15 protein-coding genes are annotated in these 16,163 nt (G+C 62.9%); 8 read left to right on the forward strand and 7 right to left on the reverse strand.

The features are described from left to right. Positions 1–358: 358 nt before the first annotated feature. The 3 genes from glcC to hppD all read left to right on the forward strand — a co-directional run bounded on the left by glcC (position 359) and on the right by hppD (position 3,081). Positions 359–1,132, forward strand: coding sequence for a transcriptional regulator GlcC (glcC, locus tag AC1MEK_RS11670; RefSeq protein ID WP_480396437.1), 774 nt, complete (start codon positions 359–361; stop codon positions 1,130–1,132). A gap of 96 nt (positions 1,133–1,228) precedes the next feature. Continuing rightward, positions 1,229–1,861, forward strand: a complete 633-nt coding sequence (gene maiA, locus AC1MEK_RS11675; protein WP_480396438.1) for a maleylacetoacetate isomerase — start codon at positions 1,229–1,231, stop codon at positions 1,859–1,861. 143 nt (positions 1,862–2,004) lie between these two features. Next, positions 2,005–3,081, forward strand: coding sequence for a 4-hydroxyphenylpyruvate dioxygenase (hppD, locus tag AC1MEK_RS11680; protein WP_480396439.1), 1,077 nt, complete (start codon positions 2,005–2,007; stop codon positions 3,079–3,081). Between the two features lies 1 nt (position 3,082). On the opposite strand, the gene AC1MEK_RS11685 is transcribed toward hppD, so the two are convergent. Beyond that, a complete protein-coding gene (locus AC1MEK_RS11685) occupies positions 3,083–3,874 on the reverse strand; it encodes an IclR family transcriptional regulator (protein ID WP_480396440.1) in 792 nt (263 codons plus the stop codon). A gap of 145 nt (positions 3,875–4,019) precedes the next feature. Between AC1MEK_RS11685 and hmgA the strand changes: the two genes are divergently transcribed. Together hmgA and fahA are read left to right on the forward strand one after the other, a co-directional pair. After that, positions 4,020–5,336 carry a homogentisate 1,2-dioxygenase gene (hmgA, locus tag AC1MEK_RS11690; RefSeq protein ID WP_480396441.1) on the forward strand — a complete coding sequence of 439 codons (1,317 nt, stop codon included), beginning with the start codon at positions 4,020–4,022 and terminating at the stop codon, positions 5,334–5,336. Further along, positions 5,333–6,610: a fumarylacetoacetase gene (fahA, locus tag AC1MEK_RS11695; protein WP_480396442.1), complete on the forward strand. Its 1,278-nt coding sequence runs from the start codon at positions 5,333–5,335 to the stop codon at positions 6,608–6,610. The genes hmgA and fahA overlap by 4 nt, the downstream gene beginning before the upstream one ends. A 168-nt stretch (positions 6,611–6,778) precedes the next feature. Here the strand turns inward: fahA and AC1MEK_RS11700 are convergent, their stop codons facing one another. The 3 genes from AC1MEK_RS11700 to AC1MEK_RS11710 are packed head-to-tail and all read right to left on the reverse strand — an operon-like array spanning position 6,779 to position 10,454. Continuing rightward, positions 6,779–8,242, reverse strand: coding sequence for an N-acyl-D-amino-acid deacylase family protein (locus tag AC1MEK_RS11700; RefSeq protein ID WP_480396443.1), 1,464 nt, complete (start codon positions 8,240–8,242; stop codon positions 6,779–6,781). A gap of 1 nt (position 8,243) precedes the next feature. Continuing rightward, positions 8,244–9,104, reverse strand: a complete 861-nt coding sequence (locus AC1MEK_RS11705) for a MurR/RpiR family transcriptional regulator (RefSeq protein WP_480396444.1) — start codon at positions 9,102–9,104, stop codon at positions 8,244–8,246. Continuing rightward, complete coding sequence (locus AC1MEK_RS11710; protein ID WP_480396445.1) at positions 9,105–10,454, reverse strand: GntT/GntP/DsdX family permease; 1,350 nt, start codon at positions 10,452–10,454, stop codon at positions 9,105–9,107. Here AC1MEK_RS11710 and AC1MEK_RS11715 point away from each other — a divergent pair. Further along, positions 10,453–10,662: a hypothetical protein gene (locus AC1MEK_RS11715; protein WP_480396446.1), complete on the forward strand. Its 210-nt coding sequence runs from the start codon at positions 10,453–10,455 to the stop codon at positions 10,660–10,662. The genes AC1MEK_RS11710 and AC1MEK_RS11715 overlap by 2 nt on opposite strands. Positions 10,663–10,801: 139 nt before the next feature. Here the strand turns inward: AC1MEK_RS11715 and AC1MEK_RS11720 are convergent, their stop codons facing one another. After that, on the reverse strand, positions 10,802–11,788 hold the full coding sequence (locus tag AC1MEK_RS11720) for a GlxA family transcriptional regulator (RefSeq protein WP_480396447.1): 987 nt from the start codon (positions 11,786–11,788) through the stop codon (positions 10,802–10,804). Between the two features lie 116 nt (positions 11,789–11,904). Here AC1MEK_RS11720 and AC1MEK_RS11725 point away from each other — a divergent pair, with 116 nt between their 5' ends. Next, complete coding sequence (locus tag AC1MEK_RS11725) at positions 11,905–12,585, forward strand: DJ-1/PfpI family protein (RefSeq protein WP_480396448.1); 681 nt, start codon at positions 11,905–11,907, stop codon at positions 12,583–12,585. A gap of 11 nt (positions 12,586–12,596) precedes the next feature. On the opposite strand, the gene AC1MEK_RS11730 is transcribed toward AC1MEK_RS11725, so the two are convergent. Continuing rightward, complete coding sequence (locus tag AC1MEK_RS11730; protein WP_480396449.1) at positions 12,597–13,226, reverse strand: TetR/AcrR family transcriptional regulator; 630 nt, start codon at positions 13,224–13,226, stop codon at positions 12,597–12,599. A 221-nt stretch (positions 13,227–13,447) separates the two neighbouring features. Here AC1MEK_RS11730 and AC1MEK_RS11735 point away from each other — a divergent pair, with 221 nt between their 5' ends. Next, complete coding sequence (locus tag AC1MEK_RS11735; protein ID WP_480396450.1) at positions 13,448–14,545, forward strand: MBL fold metallo-hydrolase; 1,098 nt, start codon at positions 13,448–13,450, stop codon at positions 14,543–14,545. On the opposite strand, the gene AC1MEK_RS11740 is transcribed toward AC1MEK_RS11735, so the two are convergent. After that, a complete protein-coding gene (locus AC1MEK_RS11740) occupies positions 14,542–16,101 on the reverse strand; it encodes an FAD-dependent oxidoreductase (RefSeq protein ID WP_480396451.1) in 1,560 nt (519 codons plus the stop codon). The two genes, AC1MEK_RS11735 and AC1MEK_RS11740, sit on opposite strands and share 4 nt — an antisense overlap. Between the last annotated feature and the right edge of the window lie 62 nt (positions 16,102–16,163).

Below are 16,163 nucleotides of genomic sequence, written 5' to 3' on the forward strand. Positions count from 1 at the left end.
TTGTCTTGTTCTTATATGGGCCCGTTCCGGTGCAGAACGTTCTACAGCTGACTTGCATCATTGGCCGGGCGGGGCTTACTGTCCATGGCGGAAAGCACTGGTCGAACCAGTTTTTTTTGGCATTTGCACAAAGCGATTTTATTAATTCCTTTTTAATCAAATAGTTAATTATTTTGTTTGATCTTGTTGAGCGCAATATTGCTACTGGTCATACCAGATGGTTGACCCACCCCGTAGCAGCACGGCTTGCCGGCGGGAGCGGTGTGTCAGTTGCAGAAATGTTGACTGACACACCGCACCCGCCGGCAAGCCGTGCTGCTACGAGGGATCTGCGAACCTATTCATAAAAAGAGAAGTCATGGAAAACCCAGTGCAGAACGCCACCCCTCAGGTCGCCGACGTCGTCAGCGAACGCATCGAGCGGCTGATCGTCGACGGCGTGCTCAAGGTCGGGCAGTTGCTGCCGTCGGAACGGCGCCTGACCGAGAAGCTCGGTGTGTCGCGCACCGCCTTGCGCGAAGGGCTCAAGCTGCTGCGCGCCCGGGGCATCATCGAAACCCGCCACGGCAAGGGCTCGTTCGTCGCGCAGATGGGCGGGCTGGGCGTGACCGCCGCGTCTCCGCTGATGCACCTGTTCGCCTCGCAGCCGCGCACCCTGTACGACCTGTTCGAAGTGCGCAGCCTGCTGGAAGGAGAGTCCGCGCGGCTGGCGGCGCTGCGCGGCACCGATGCGGATTTCGTGCTTATCACCCGGGCCTACGATGCGCTGGTCGCAGGCCACGGTCATGAACTGCCGGCCTCGGAACACGCGCGGCTGGACCACGCCTTTCATCTGGCGATCAGCGAAGCCTCGCACAACCCGGTGCTGGTGCAGACCCTGCGCTCGCTGACCGACCTGCTGCTCAACACCGTCTTCGCCTCGGTCAACAACCTCTATCACCGGGAAGCGCAGAAGAAACAGATCGACCGCCATCATGCCCGGCTCTACAACGCCGTCATCGGCCGCCTCCCGGAACAGGCGCGCAAGGCTGCCGTGGCACATATCCAGAGCATCTGCGACAACCTGCGCGAGATCGAGAACGAGGAGCAGCGGCTGGTACGGGCGACGTTGCGCCTGGAGGGCTGGACCTGACCTTGACAGTCACGGGGGAATGTCGCAATTTACGCATTGCGTAAATCGTTTACAAAAAACGATTGCCACAACAATAATCAGCGCGCAGGCCTTCCCGTGGATCTATTCACCTACTACCGCTCGACCTCCAGCTACCGCGTGCGCATCGCCCTGGCGTTGAAGGGGCTTGAGGTCAATGCCATTCCCGTGAACCTGATCCGCGACGGCGGCGAGCACCGCAAGCCCGAGTATCTGGCGGTCAATCCCCAGGGGCGGGTGCCCGCGCTGCGGTTGGACGAGGGTCAGGTCGTCATCCAGTCGGTGGCGATCATCGAATACCTGCAAGAGCGATTCCCCACACCGACCCTGCTGCCCGACGACCTGCTGGCCCGCGCCCGCCATCGCGAAGTGGCCGCGCTGATCGGCTGCGATATCCATCCGCTGCACAATGTGGCTGTGCTCAATCGGCTGCGTGGCCTGGGCCATGACGAAGGCGATGTGACGGCCTGGATCGGCTACTGGATCGGCGAAGGCTTCAAGGCCGTGGAAGCGCTGATTGGCGATCAGGATTTCTGTTTCGGCGAGGTGGGCCTGGCTGATGTCTACCTGCTGCCCCAGCTGTACGCGGCACGGCGTTTCAACGTCGACTTGAGTGCCTTCCCGCGCATTTGCCGGGTCGAGGCGCTGGCGTTGGCCCAGCCTGCTTTCCAGAAAGCGCATCCGGATGCGCAATCGGACAAGCCGGAGTAGTCTTCCTCTTATGAAAATCTTCGGTCTGCAACTGATCTTCGGCGACTTCCTCGCCCGCAGCGTACGGGGCATTCCCTGCGCGCCACCCGCTCGTCCGTGAATTTCGTCGCAACGCATTTCACACTACGAGCAGGAGCAAGACCGTGACCGATCTCTATGAAAATCCCATGGGCCTGATGGGCTTCGAATTCATCGAATTCGCCTCGCCAACCCCCAACACGCTGGAACCGGTGTTCCAGATGATGGGCTTCACCAAGGTGGCCAACCACCGTTCCAAGAACGTGGCGCTGTACCGCCAGGGCGCGATCAACATCATCCTCAACAACGAGCCGCGCAGTGAAGCGTCCTACTTTGCCGCCGAGCATGGTCCTTCAGTGTGCGGTATGGCATTCCGGGTCAAGGATTCGCATCAGGCCTACAAGCGCGCGCTGGAGCTGGGGGCACAACCGATTGAAATCGCCACCGGGCCGATGGAGCTGCGTCTGCCGGCGATCAAGGGCATCGGAGGTGCGCCGTTGTACCTGATCGACCGCTTCGGCGAAGGCACCTCGATCTACGACATCGACTTCGTGTTCATCGAAGGGGTCGATCGCAATCCGGAAGGGGCGGGGCTGAAGTTTATCGATCACCTGACCCACAACGTCTACCGCGGGCGCATGGCGTACTGGGCTAACTTCTACGAAAAACTGTTCAACTTCCGCGAAATCCGCTACTTCGATATCAAAGGCGAGTATACAGGCCTGACCTCCAAGGCCATGACCGCGCCGGACGGCATGATCCGCATCCCGCTCAACGAGGAGTCGTCCAAGGGCGCGGGGCAGATCGAAGAGTTCCTGATGCAGTTCAACGGCGAAGGCATCCAGCACGTGGCGTTTTTCACCGACGATCTGGTCAAGACCTGGGACCGCCTCAAGGCGCTGGGCATGCGTTTCATGACCGCTCCGCCAGACACTTATTACGAGATGCTCCAGGGCCGCATCCCGAACCACGGCGAACCCGAGGGCGAGCTGCGATCGCGCGGCATCCTGCTGGACGGCACCTCGGAGGACGGCAACAAGCGCCTGCTGCTGCAGATTTTCTCGGAAACCCTGATGGGCCCGGTGTTCTTCGAGTTCATCCAGCGCAAGGGCGATGACGGCTTCGGCGAGGGCAACTTCAAGGCGCTGTTCGAATCGATCGAGCGCGATCAGTTGCGCCGTGGGGTGTTGACGGCGGATTGAGTCAGGCTGTCGGCATTTCTCCGCCCATCCGGGCGCTGATGGCTTGGGCGGTGTGCAGGAGTTTCTGCGCCGCCTGAGCCTGATGCTCATCGGTGAACACCGACGCAGAACCCACCACAGTCACCACGCCCACCAGCTTGTTGCCCATGGCGAACACCGGAGAGGACACCGCGTTGACCCCGGTCATCAACAAACCGTGGATCTGATGCACGCCCGTGCTGCGAATTTCCTCGATATGGCGCTCGACTTCCTTGAGCTGTTTCGCGTTCAGCGATGCCGATTCCAGTTCGCGCAGAGAGGCGGTTTCCGCATTGGACAGGAAGGTGTCGAACACCAGCCCCGTGGACGAGCCGAGCAGCGGCAGCACCGAGCCGATCTGCGTCACCAGCGTCACCGCGCCCAGCGATTGCTCGACGTAGACCACGGTCGGGCCCTTATTGCCCCACACCGCCAGAAAGCAGGTCTCGTTGATCTCGTCGCGCAGGGCGATCAATTCGGGCGCGGAGATTTTCAGCACGTCCAGCTGGCTCAACGCGGCCAGGCCCACCTGCAACGCCGAGCGCCCCAGGCGGTAGTGGTTGGTGGTCGCGTCCTGCTCGGCAAAGCCGCTGTCCACCAGCGCCTGCAGATAACGATGCACCTTGCTCGCCGGCATCTGCACGTATTCGGCCAGCTTCGACAGCGAGGTTGAAGGCGCGAGCTCGGCCAGCGCCTTGAGGATACCGACGCCGACTTCAGCGGACTGCACCTTCTGTTGGCGTGGGGCTACAGGGTTTGAGGAATCGTCTGTCATGAGCCAAAGCGTCGGTCTGAAAAGGCAGCTTTATAGCTTGACCACCCTGCAAACTCAAATTACGTTATGCGTAATCAATTTACGATTATTCATTTTGCGCCCATGGGCCACTGTCACGACGCCATAACAATTCAAAGAGGTCGAGATGTTCACCACACCCGCATCCGAAGCGCTGAGGTATCAGTCCGGCTTCGGCAATCAATTCAGCAGCGAGGCCGTGCCCGGCGGGTTGCCTGTTGGCCAGAACTCGCCGCAGCGCCATCCCCTGGGGCTCTACGCCGAACAGTTCTCCGGCACTGCCTTCACCGTTGCTCGCAGCGAAGCCCGGCGCACTTGGCTATACCGCATCAAGCCGTCTGCAGCTCACCCGCAATTCCAGCGCGTGGAACGGCAGATAATCGGCCTGGAGCAAGGCCCCATCACCCCGAACCGCCTGCGCTGGAATGCCTTCGACATTCCGGCTGAACCCACCGATTTCATCGACGGCCTGATCGCCCTGGCCGCGACCTGCGCGGCAGATCAGGCCGAGGGCGTCAGCGTCTACGTGTACGCGGCCAATCAATCGATGCAACGCGCGTTTTTCAACGCCGACGGCGAGTGGCTGATCGTTCCGCAGCTGGGGCGCCTGCGCCTGGTCACCGAACTGGGGCTGCTGGACATCGAGCCGCAGGAAATCGCGGTGATTCCCCGTGGCCTGAAGTTTTCCGTGCAACTGCTCGACGGCAAGGCCCGCGGCTATATCTGTGAAAACCATGGCTGCGCCTTGCGCCTGCCGGATCTGGGTCCGATCGGCAGCAATGGCCTGGCCAACCCCCGGGATTTCCAGGCGCCAGTGGCCAGTTTCGACAGCAGCGACAAACCCGTCGTGCTGGTGCAGAAGTTTCTGGGCGAACTCTGGGCGGCACAACTTGAGCATTCGCCCTTCGACGTGGTGGCCTGGCATGGCAACAACGTGCCGTACAAATACGACCTGCGCTTGTTCAACACCATTGGCACCGTCAGCTACGACCACCCGGACCCGTCGATCTTCACCGTGCTGACTTCGCCCGGCCTGCACCACGGCCAGGCCAACGTCGATTTCGTGATCTTCCCGCCGCGTTGGATGGTGGCGGAAAACACATTCCGCCCGCCGTGGTTCCACCGCAACCTGATGAACGAGTTCATGGGCCTGATCGACGGCGCCTACGACGCCAAGGCCGAGGGTTTCATGCCCGGCGGGGTGTCGCTGCACAACTGCATGAGTGCCCACGGCCCGGACAACGCCACCGCTGAAAAGGCCATCGCCGCTGACCTCAAGCCGCACAAGATCGAACAGACCATGGCGTTTATGTTCGAGACTGGCAAGGTCCTGCGCCCCAGCCGCCATGCCCTGCAATGCCCGCAATTGCAAGGCGACTACGACGCCTGCTGGAACGGCATCGCCCGAACCTTCAAACCTCTGGACACGGACAATCAACGATGAGCACTTTTTCGCACGCACGCAGTTGGGTGACCTCTGCCAACGGTCATGGGGATTTCCCGCTGCAGAACCTGCCGTTCGGCGTATTCAGCGCCAAGGGGCTGAGCCGTCGCGGCGGCGTGGCCATCGGCGACTTCATTCTCGACCTGCAAGCAGCGCTGGAAAGCGGCCTGTTCACAGGTCAGGCGCGCGTCGCGGCCGAAGCAGCAGGGCGCGGGCAACTCAACGATTTCTTCGCCCTTGGCGCCTCGGCGCGGCAGGCGCTGCGTACTGAGCTGCTGCAGCTGCTGGATGAAAGCAGCCCGGCCCGTGAAGACCTGTTGCAGCCGATGAGCGCCTGCCAGATGCACCTGCCGGCCCAGGTTGGCGACTACACCGATTTCTACGTCGGCATTCATCACGCCACCAACGTCGGCAAGTTGTTCCGCCCAGACAACCCGCTGCTGCCCAACTACAAATACGTGCCCATCGCCTACCACGGCAGGGCCTCGACCTTGTGCGTGTCCGGCACTGCCGTCAAACGCCCCAACGGCCAGACCTTGCCGCCGGGCGCCGAGGCACCGGTATTCGGCCCGTGCAAGCGCCTGGACTACGAACTGGAAGTCGGCGTGTGGATGGGGCAGGGCAATGCGGCCGGTGAGGCCATCGGCATTGGCGAGGCGGGCGAGCACATCGCCGGTTTCTGCCTGCTCAACGACTGGTCAGCCCGCGATCTGCAGGCCTGGGAATACCAGCCACTGGGGCCGTTTCTGTCCAAGAGCTTCGCCACCACGATTTCGCCCTGGGTGGTGACGAGCGAGGCGCTGGCGCCGTTTCGCAGCGCACAGCCCAAGCGGCCGGAAGGTGATCCACAGCCGCTGGCCTATCTGTTCGACGAACAGGATCAGCAAGCGGGCGCGCTGGACATCGAACTCGAGGTGCTGCTGCTGACTTCGCAGATGAAAGAGCAGGGCATCGCACCCTTCAGGCTGGCGCTGAGCAACACCCTGAACATGTACTGGACCGTGGCGCAGATGGTCACCCATCACAGCGTCAACGGGTGCAAGCTGCAGCCGGGCGACCTGTTCGGCACCGGCACCTTGTCCGGGCCTGAATCAGGGCAGTTCGGCAGCCTGCTGGAAATGACCGAGGGCGGCAAACATCCGGTCGAGTTGCCCGGTGGCGAAACGCGCACCTTTCTGCAGGCTGGGGATGAAGTGATCCTCAAGGCCCGCTGCCGCCGCGAGGGCGCGGTGAGTATCGGGTTTGGCGAGTGTCGGGGGGGGATTGTCAGCTGATGTATTCGGTCTGATCGTGGCGTGGGCACGATCTGCTTCTGGCCGAAGGCCGTGGGAGCCGGCTTGCTGGCGAATGCAGGGTGTCAGACACCACAACTGTGAATGACACACCGCGTTCGCCAGCAAGCCGGCTCCCACGGCCTGCGGCCAGAAACAGTCCGCGTATGATCAGCTGTTTTGAAACCCGCTCACCAACGACCCGCTACGCGGCAAAAACCGTCCCTGCCGCTCACCCTGCACCTTGCCATCGGCATAACTCAAATGCCCGTTGACCCACACCCCGTCGATCCCTTCGGCCGCGCGTTTGGGCTCCTTGAAATCCGCCACATCGCGCACGGTTTCCGCATCGAACAGCACCAGGTCCGCCCAGTAGCCTTCGCGCACGAAACCACGCTCGTGCAGGCCAAAGCGCGTGGCCGTCAGCCCGGTCATCTTGTGGATGGCGGTGTGCAATGGGAACAGCCCCAGATCGCGGCTGAAATGCCCGAGCACCCGAGGAAACGCGCCCCACAACCGAGGGTGCGGGAAAGGGTCTTCCGGCAGGCCATCGGAGCCGATCATCGACAGGGGATGCTTCATGATGTTCTGTACGTCGTTTTCATCCATGCCGTAGTACACCGCCCCGGCCGGCTGCAGTTGTTTCGCGGCATCGAGCAGTGACAGGCCCCAGTCGGCGGCGATGTCCTTGAGATCGCGGCCGCCCTGATCCGGGTGCGGCGTGGACCAGGTGATGGTGATGCGAAACGCATCGGTGACTTGCTTGAGATCCAGCGTCGAGGAGCTGGCGGCATAGGGGTAGCAGTCGCAACCGACCGGGTGGGTCTGCGCGGCTTTTTCCAGCGACGCCAGCAGTTGCGGGCTGCGCCCCCAGTTGCCGGCACCGGCGCATTTCATGTGGGAAATGACCACCGGTGAGCGGGCATGGCGGCCAATGTCGAAGGCTTCGTCCATCGCCTCTAGCACGGGCTCGAACTCGCTGCGCAGGTGGGTGGTGTAGACCGCGCCAAAGGCCGTCAGCTCCTCACTCAGTTGCTTGACCTCGTCGGTTTCTGCCGAGTACGCCGTGGCGTAGGCCAGCCCGGTGGAAAGTCCCAGCGCGCCGTCCGCCAGGCTCTCGCGCAATTGCTCGCGCATCGCGCTGATTTCAGCGGGGCTGGCGGTGCGAAACAGATCATCCAGATGGTTGCTGCGCAGCGCCGTGTGGCCGATCAGCGCCGCGACGTTGACCGCTGGGCGAGCCTTGTCCACCGCCTCGCGATAGTCGCGAAAGCGCGGGTAGGCAAAGGCCCCAGCTGGGCCGAGCAGGTTCATCGGGTCCGGCGGATCGCCCGCCAGCGTCACCGGCGAGGCACTGATGCCGCAGTTGCCGACGATCACCGTGGTCACGCCCTGGGTGATCTTGGGCAGCATGTCCGGCTGGCGGATCACCACGGTGTCGTCATGGGTGTGCACGTCGATGAAACCCGGCGCCAGCACGCGACCCGCCGCATTGATGTCTTCGCTGGCCGAAACGCCGGCCAGGTCGCCGATGCGCTGAATGCGCCCGCCACGAATCGCCACGTCGGCGCGCACGCCTGGCGTATCGCTGCCGTCGATCACCAGCGCGTCGCGAATGATCAGGTCATAAAGCATGTCAGTCTCCAAGCGGCAGGCCGTCGTCGCCGCCGCGGTATTCATCCAGTGCCAGCTTGATCCGGCGCAGGCGTTCCTGATTGTCGTCAGGGGCCAGCAGCGCCAGTTCCGTGGCCAGCACGTCGATGGTCAGCAGCATGCCGTAGCGCGCCGCCGTGGGTTTGTAGATGAAATTGGTTTCGGCGATCTGCAGCGGCAGCACCACATCGGCCAGATTGGCCAGCGGCGAATCGGGCAGGGTGATGGCCACGGTTTTCGCGCCGTAGCTGCGCGCCAGGCCCACCACTTCCAGCAGCTCCGGCGTGCGGCCACTCAGCGAGCAGACGATCAGGCTGTGATCGGGGCCCAGGGTTGCGGCGATCAGGCGCATCATCACAGGATCCCGGCTGCTGGCCACCGGGTAACCCAGGCGTACCAGTCGGGTCTGCAATTCTTCACTGCACAGGCTCGAACAACCGCCCATGCCGAAGCTGTGCAGCATGTGCGCCGGGGCGAGCAGGGCCACGGCGGCCTTGAAGCGGGCGTCGTCGAAACCGGCCAGATGCTGGCGCAAAGTCGCTTCGATGTCGTCGACGATGCGGGTGAAAAAGGCCGACTGTTCCGGCGCCTGTTCGGGCTTGAGAAAGCGGCTGCCCACCCCGCTGGCCTGGGCCAGTTGCAGGCGCAGGTCGCGCAGATCCTTGCAGCCGATGCTGCGGGCAAAGCGCGACAGCGTGGCGCTGCTGACCTCGGCGCGGCTGGCCAGTTCGTCAAGGCTGGCGCTGGCGGCGAAGGCCACATCGCTGAGAATCAGTTTGGCGATGCGCCCTTCACCGGCGCTGAAGGAGTCCTGGCGGGCGCGGATCTGATAAAGAATGTCCACTCAGAGCACCTGTGCCAGGCCCAGGGTGAGGACGAAGGCGATCACCGAAATCAGCGTTTCCAGCACCGTCCAGGTCTTGAAGGTTTGCGCCACGGTCATGTTGAAGTACTCCTTGATAAGCCAGAATCCGCCGTCGTTGACGTGGGAAAAAATCACCGAGCCCGCACCGGTCGCCAGTACCAGCAATTCCGGGTGCGGATAACCCAGGCCCATGGCCACCGGAGCGACGATGCCGGACGCGGTAGTCATGGCCACCGTTGCCGAGCCCGTAGCGACCCGCATCAGCGCGGCGAACAGCCAGCCCATCAGCAGCGGCGAGAGGTGGAAATCCTGGGCCAGGCCGACGATTTCATTGGTCACGCCGCTGTCCACGAGAATCCGGTTCAGGCCACCACCGGCACCGACCAGCAAGGTGATGCTGGCGGTAGGGGCCAGGCACTCCTGGGTGAATTTGAGGATTGAATCACGATTGAAGCCCTGTGCGACGCCCAGCGTCCAGAAACTCAGCAGCGTGGCCAGCAGAAGGGCGATCACCGAGTTGCCGACGAACAGCAGAAAGCTGTTGAGCGCGCTGCCCTGCGTGGAAATCAGGTTGGCCCAGCCGCCAAGCAGCATCAGCACCACCGGCAGCAGAATGGTCGCCATGGTGATGGCAAAACCCGGCAACTGCTGGCGCGGCTCGCGATCGAGAAACTGCCTGGCCAGCGGGTTTTCCTCCGGCAACGGGATGTGCGGCACGATGAACTTCGCGTACACGGGGCCGGCGATGATCGCGGTCGGAATGCCGATCAGGATGGCGTAGAACAGGGTTTGCCCGACCGACGCCTGATAGGCCTGCACCGCCAGCATCGCCGCCGGGTGCGGCGGCACCAGCGCATGCACCACGGACAGCCCGGCGACCATCGGCAGGCCGACCATCAGAATCGAAACCCCTACGCGTCGCGCGACGGTGAAGGCGATCGGCACCAGCAGCACGAAGCCGACTTCGAAGAACAGCGGCAATCCCACCAGAAACGCGATGCAGACCATGGCCCAGTGAGCATTGCGCTCGCCGAATCGGTCGATCAGCGTGCGCGCCACCTGCTCGGCGCCGCCGGACTCGGCCATCATCTTGCCGAGCATGGTGCCCAGCGCGACGACCAGCGCGATGTGGCCGAGCGTCTTGCCCACACCGCCCTCATAGGAGGCGACGACCTGGGTGGCTGGCATCCCGGCGACCAGCGCCAGGCCGAGGGAGACGAGGGTGATGACGACGAACGGATTGAGACGAAAGCGCGCGATCAGGACGATCAGGGCAATGATCGCGATGGCGGCGTAAACCAACAGGGACAGGCCGGTTGAAGGAGGCATGCAACGTTTCCTTGCAGAGAAATGGAAGTCAGGGCGAGCGGCGAACGGCGGTCAGTCCGGGCGCAGGTCGGCGATGAAAACGGTCTCGGCAGTGGGTGTTGCTAAGGCGTTGAAGCGTGAAACGAGGGTCGATGGGCGACGATCACAGGCAGGCATTATTTTTATCTCTGATTTCGTGATGAAAATTAAATTACACGAAAATCGATAAAAATAGAAATATATGAAAATTATTTTCTTGCCCTGTTTCTTTGCCCCGTAGCAGCACGGCTTGCCGGCGGGGCGGTATGTCTGTGACGAAAATGTCGCCTGACACACCGCTCCGCCGGCAAGCCGTGCTGCTACGGGGATCAATTCACGCCTGTACTGAACCGCTCCCGGTACGCCTGGGGCGTCACCGCCACCGCGCGCAGGAAGCTGCGGCGCAGGGTCTCTTCAGTGCCGAAGCCGCAGCGGTCGGCGATGCGCTTGATTGGCAACGCGCTGTCACCGAGCAGGCGCCGGGCGGCTTCGACCCGCAGCTGCTCGATGGCCCGGGCCGGGGTGTTGCCGGTGTGGGCGCGGTAGTGGCGCACGAAACTGCGTTCGCTCATGCCGACCTGAGCGGCGAGGCTGGCGACGGAAAGATCACTGGCAAGATTGTCGAGAATCCAGGCATGCAGATCGCCGAAGCGGCTGTCCTGGCTGCGGGTCGCGTGTTGCATCGACAGCGTGGTGCTGAATTGCGATTGGCCGCCGGGGCGTTTCAGGAACACGACAAGCTGCCGCGCCACGGCCAGTGCAGCGTTGCGCCCCAGGTCCGCTTCCACCAACGCCAGCGCAAGGTCGATACCGGCGGTCACCCCCGCCGAGGTCCACAGCGTGCCCTCATTGATGAAGATCGGCTCCGGATCGACGGTCAGTGCCGGGTACTTCAGCGCCAGTTCTTCGCAGCTGTCCCAGTGCGTGACGACTCGATGCCCGTCCAGCAGCCCGGCCTCGGCGAGCATGAACGCGCCTGTGCAGACCGACGCCAGACGCCTTGCGCTCGCTGCCTGACCCCGCACCCAACCGAGCAGATTCTGATCCTGCAACGCCGTATGCACGCCCCAGCCGCCGGCGATGATCAGGGTGTCCGAGGGCGTGTCGGGCAAGGGATGGCTGTGCAAGCCAAGCCCCGCCGAGGAGACCACGCTGCCGTCTTCCTGGGCGATGACCCTGGGCGAGTAGGGCGCAGGCAGGCCTTTTTCCGCCGCGTGCACGTTGGCCGAAGCGAACACCTGCAAGGGACCGGTGACATCGAGCAACTGCACGTTGGGGAACGCCAGGATATGGATGGCTTTGGCTGGGCTGGACATGGCGGCGCCTCGTGCGGATTTGGCGTGATTCGTGGGTGTTATGGCGTATCCGCCAAAGCCTATCTGGCTAGAGTGGATTCGTCCAATTCACTGAACGCAAACGAAGGAGCGATCCCATGACCCTGCACATCGGCCTGCTGGTTTTCCCCAACATCCAGCAACTGGACCTGACCGGCCCCTACGACGTGTTCGCCACCATGCCCGGCGTATCGGTGCATCTGGTGTGGAAAAACCTCGATCCGCTGCAATCGAGCACCGGCCTGACCCTGTTACCGACTAAAACCTTCGACGACTGCCCGGATCTGGACGTGATCTGCGTGCCGGGCGGCGTGGGTATAAACGCCTTGCTGGAAGATGCCCAGACGCTGGGTTTCATCAAGCGCCAGGCCGCCCAGGCGCAGTACATCACGTCGGTGTGCACGGGCTCGCTGGTGCTCGGTGCGGCAGGCCTGTTGCAAGGCAAGCGCGCCACCACGCACTGGGTGTCCCATGAGTTGCTGGAAAAATTTGGCGCGATCCCGGTCAAGGAGCGCGTGGTGCGCGACGGCAACCTGATGACCGGCGGTGGCATCACGGCGGGTATCGATTTCGCCCTGACCCTGATCAGCGAGCTGTTCGACGCCGAGAAGTCGCAGACCATTCAGTTGCAGATCGAATACGCCCCGGCGCCTCCATTCAATGCCGGCCGTCCTGAAACCGCGCCCGCTTCAGTGTTGGCGATTGCCAGCGACAAGGCCGCTGCCGGGCTTGAGTTGCGTCGGCAGATCGTCGAGCGAGTGGTGGCGGCCAGCCGTTAAGCGGTCAGCCCTTAAGCGGACGCTGCGTCGGCGGGGATCTCGTACCAGCATAGGAACAGGTCCAGCGCCGACTCCACCACCGACTCTTGCTCTTGCGGGGTCAACAACGGTTTGTTCAGCGTGACCTGGGGCCAGAAGGCGAACGCCTTGAGCAGCGCGTGAATCTGCGAAGCGGCAAAGTCCGGCTCGACGGCCTTGAGGCGGCCGTCGCGCTGGGCGCCGCGCACCCACACGGTGAAGGTTTCTTCGCGCTCGTTCAGGCGCGCGACCCAGTTCTGCGCACGTTCGGGGGAGTGAATCGTCGCGCCAATGGCGATCCGCGCCAGGTCGATAAAATTACTGTCACCTAAGGTCTTCATCTTGGTGTCCAGCAGGTCGCGCAGTTGTTCGCGCAACGGCACGCCGGGGCGGTAGATGTCGTCGGGTTGCGCCGTGGCCCTGGCCCACAGGCGCTGGAGCATTTCGGCGAACAGTTCTTCCTTGCTCGGAAAGTGGTTGTACACCGTGCGTTTGGACACTTCGGCCCGTGCCGCGATGCGGTCCATGCTGGTGACCTCGAAACCGTTGTCGCGAAATTCGGCAATGGCTGCCTGAACAATGGATTCACGTTTTCGGTCGGTCAGGCGCTGGGGGGCTGTCATGGCATCGCTTCTAGAGGTGGGCAAGGGTCGGGAAAGCACCCGACAAGAAAATTACACTGGGCAGTTTACTTCTTCCTGCTGATCGTGCAAGCTAGAAACTACACTGTGTAGTGTAAAAGCCTGTAACAACTTCTCGCTTACTTCTTCCCGAAGAATGCAACATTCTGCAACCCGTCCGCCGTTGCAGAAATCTCCACCCCGTTTCATGGAGTCAGCACATCATGGCCTCGATCGAAAAGAACCTCGAAAAAGCTTCCTCGTTGCCCGTCCTCTCCCGCCGGGATGGCCGCTATTTCAATCACAAGCCGATGCAGCGCGGCGGTTTCCTGAAAACCCTGCGCATCTTCTGGAACGCCATGTTCAACAAGCCGCGCCACACCCGGCCGGTGGGGGAAATCCCGGTGCAGCCGCTGTCGCGTCAGCAGTTGCTGGCGGCGCCGAACAACACCGTGTATCGGCTGGGACACTCGACCGTGCTGCTCAAACTGCGCAATCAGTACTTCCTGACCGACCCGGTGTTCGCCGAGCGTGCCTCGCCGGTTCAGTGGGCCGGGCCCCAGCGCTTTCACCAGCCGCCGATCAGCCTGCAGGAACTGCCACCGATCAAGGCGGTGATCCTGTCGCACAACCATTACGACCACCTGGACCACATGACCATCGGCGTGCTCAAGGACAAGGCCGAGCATTTCATCGCGCCGCTGGGCGTGGGTGACACCCTGATCGAGTGGGGCGTGCCGGCCGAGAAGGTGCAGCAACTGGACTGGTGGCAATCCACCGACATCCACGGCATCCGCTTTGTCGCAACACCTGCCCAGCATTTCTCCGGGCGCACCTTGCGTGACGGCAATCAGACGCTGTGGTGTTCCTGGGTGATGCTCGATGGCGAGCAGCGGATCTTCTTCAGCGGCGACACCGGCTATCACGCAGGCTTCAAGCAGATCGGCGAGCAGTACGGCCCGTTCGACCTGACGCTGATGGAAACCGGCGCCTACAACGTCGAATGGCCCGATGTGCACATGCAGCCCGAAGAAACCCTGCAGGCGCACATCGACGTGCGCGGCAAATGGCTGCTGCCGATCCACAACGGCACCTTCGATCTGGCGATGCACGCCTGGCACGAACCCTTCGACCGCATTCTGGCGCTGGCCTGGGATCGCAGCATCTCCATCACCACGCCGGAAATGGGCCAGCCGTTCTACATCGACTACCCGAGCCGTGGCGAGGCCTGGTGGCTCAAGGTCGAGAAGGCCGTCGAGGCTGCGGCGCCGCGCCAGTGCGGGCGGCGCTGCAATCGGCAGCAGGTGGCGAGCCGCGGCTAAGGTCGCGTTTCGCCGCCCAGCTGGCGGATCAGCATCAAGGCTTCATCCTTGAACAACGGCTGTTTCATCCGTTCGGCCAGCAGCGCGACTTCACGCTCGCGCTCGCAGCCGATCACCGCCGCGACCCTGCCTTGCTGGCACAGCAGCGCCAGAAAGTCGAAGTCTTCCGGCTCGCCCAGATACACCGCATCGTCCCAGTGCTCGGCATGGCCCAGGCAGTCCAGGCGCTTGTCGAAGTGGTAGGTCCAGAAATACGGCACGTCGTGGTAATGCAGGTCGCCGCCGAGCATGTTGCCGGCGGCGATGCGCGCCTGTTGCTGGGCCAGGCGCCAGTGCTCAATGCGTTGGGCGCTGCCGTTCATGGGAAAGGTCGCGATGTCGCCCACCGCCCAGACATCCCGGGCCGCCTGCATGCCGCTGTCCACCGCCAGTGAGTTGTCCTCGGCCAGCTGAATGCCGTCGATGAAATGGGTGGCGGGGCTGACGCCAATGCCGATCAAGGCCAGGTCCACCGGCAGCTTTTCACCGTTGTTCAGAATGGCGGTTTTCAGGCGTTTCCTGCCTTTGTGCATTTCACCTTCGAAACGGCTCACCTCGACGTGGGTGCGAAACAGCACGCCATTGGCTTCGTGCAGCGCGCGAATGGCCTTACCGATGCGCTCGCCCAACTGCGCGACGAAAGGGATTTCATGGCGAGCGATCACCGTCACTTCAACCTTGTGCCGGCGCAGCGCCGAGGCCGCTTCCAGACCGATGAAACTGTCGCCGACGATCAACGCACGGCTGCCAGGCTGGGCAGCGGCGAGGATCTTCTTTGCATCGTCGCGGCTGCGCAGGGTCAGCACTTGCGCAAGGTCAGCGCCAATCAGCGGCAGGGCGCGAGGTTCGCCGCCGCTGGCGATCAGTGCCGCGTCGTAATCGAAACGGCGGCCATCGGCCAGGATCAGGCGCCGGTTGATCACGTCGAGCTTCATCACCTCGCCGTGGATGCGCTCGATATGGTTGTCGTCGTAGAAGCGTTCTTCCCGTAGCGCCGGGGTCTGCTCGAGAGGCATTTCGGCGGAGAGCACGAATTTGCTCAGCACGGTCCGGTCGTAGGCCGGATGCCGTTCACGATCGACCAATAGCAACTGGCCGTTGAAGCCTTTTTCGCGCAAGGCGCAGGCCGCAGCGGTTCCGGCGGCACCGGCGCCGATGATGACGAAACAGCGATTGTCGAAGGGCCGCTCCCGCACCGTCGCAGTCATGGCGCGTTCGTCGACATGGATCTGATCTTCGATGACCTGCACCGGGTAGCGCAGCAGCGCGTCGAGGGCGGGTGGCTCGCAGAGGCTGCCATCCTCGATGGCGAATTCGGCCTTGTGCCACGGGCAGATCAGATGGCCGTTGCACACCGCGCCATCCGCCAGCGGCGCACCGGCATGGGGACATTCAGCCTGATAGGCGCGGACCTCGTCGGCATGCCGTACCAGCACGACCTGCGTTGCGCCAACTTCAACCTGAAGGCCGCGATCTCGGCGAAGATCGCCCAGGCTGGCGACTCGATGCATAGGCATGACACTTTCCTCCCAGGCTTTCTTCTGGGAGTCGGGGGCCCGCGCAGAGGTTCACAGAATCT

This window comes from Pseudomonas sp. 2, from assembly GCF_056627435.1.

What these genes read in the sequence shown, in the direction of transcription:
- glcC (WP_480396437.1), top strand. Translation starts at nt 359, where the DNA reads ATGGAAAACCCAGTGCAGAACGCCACCCCTCAGGTCGCCGACGTCGTC.
- AC1MEK_RS11685 (WP_480396440.1), bottom strand. Translation starts at nt 3,874, where the DNA reads ATGACAGACGATTCCTCAAACCCTGTAGCCCCACGCCAACAGAAGGTG.
- hmgA (WP_480396441.1), top strand. Translation starts at nt 4,020, where the DNA reads ATGTTCACCACACCCGCATCCGAAGCGCTGAGGTATCAGTCCGGCTTC.
- fahA (WP_480396442.1), top strand. Translation starts at nt 5,333, where the DNA reads ATGAGCACTTTTTCGCACGCACGCAGTTGGGTGACCTCTGCCAACGGT.
- AC1MEK_RS11700 (WP_480396443.1), bottom strand. Translation starts at nt 8,242, where the DNA reads ATGCTTTATGACCTGATCATTCGCGACGCGCTGGTGATCGACGGCAGC.
- AC1MEK_RS11715 (WP_480396446.1), top strand. Translation starts at nt 10,453, where the DNA reads ATGCAACGTTTCCTTGCAGAGAAATGGAAGTCAGGGCGAGCGGCGAAC.
- AC1MEK_RS11710 (WP_480396445.1), bottom strand. Translation starts at nt 10,454, where the DNA reads ATGCCTCCTTCAACCGGCCTGTCCCTGTTGGTTTACGCCGCCATCGCG.
- AC1MEK_RS11720 (WP_480396447.1), bottom strand. Translation starts at nt 11,788, where the DNA reads ATGTCCAGCCCAGCCAAAGCCATCCATATCCTGGCGTTCCCCAACGTG.
- AC1MEK_RS11725 (WP_480396448.1), top strand. Translation starts at nt 11,905, where the DNA reads ATGACCCTGCACATCGGCCTGCTGGTTTTCCCCAACATCCAGCAACTG.
- AC1MEK_RS11730 (WP_480396449.1), bottom strand. Translation starts at nt 13,226, where the DNA reads ATGACAGCCCCCCAGCGCCTGACCGACCGAAAACGTGAATCCATTGTT.
- AC1MEK_RS11735 (WP_480396450.1), top strand. Translation starts at nt 13,448, where the DNA reads ATGGCCTCGATCGAAAAGAACCTCGAAAAAGCTTCCTCGTTGCCCGTC.
- AC1MEK_RS11740 (WP_480396451.1), bottom strand. Translation starts at nt 16,101, where the DNA reads ATGCCTATGCATCGAGTCGCCAGCCTGGGCGATCTTCGCCGAGATCGC.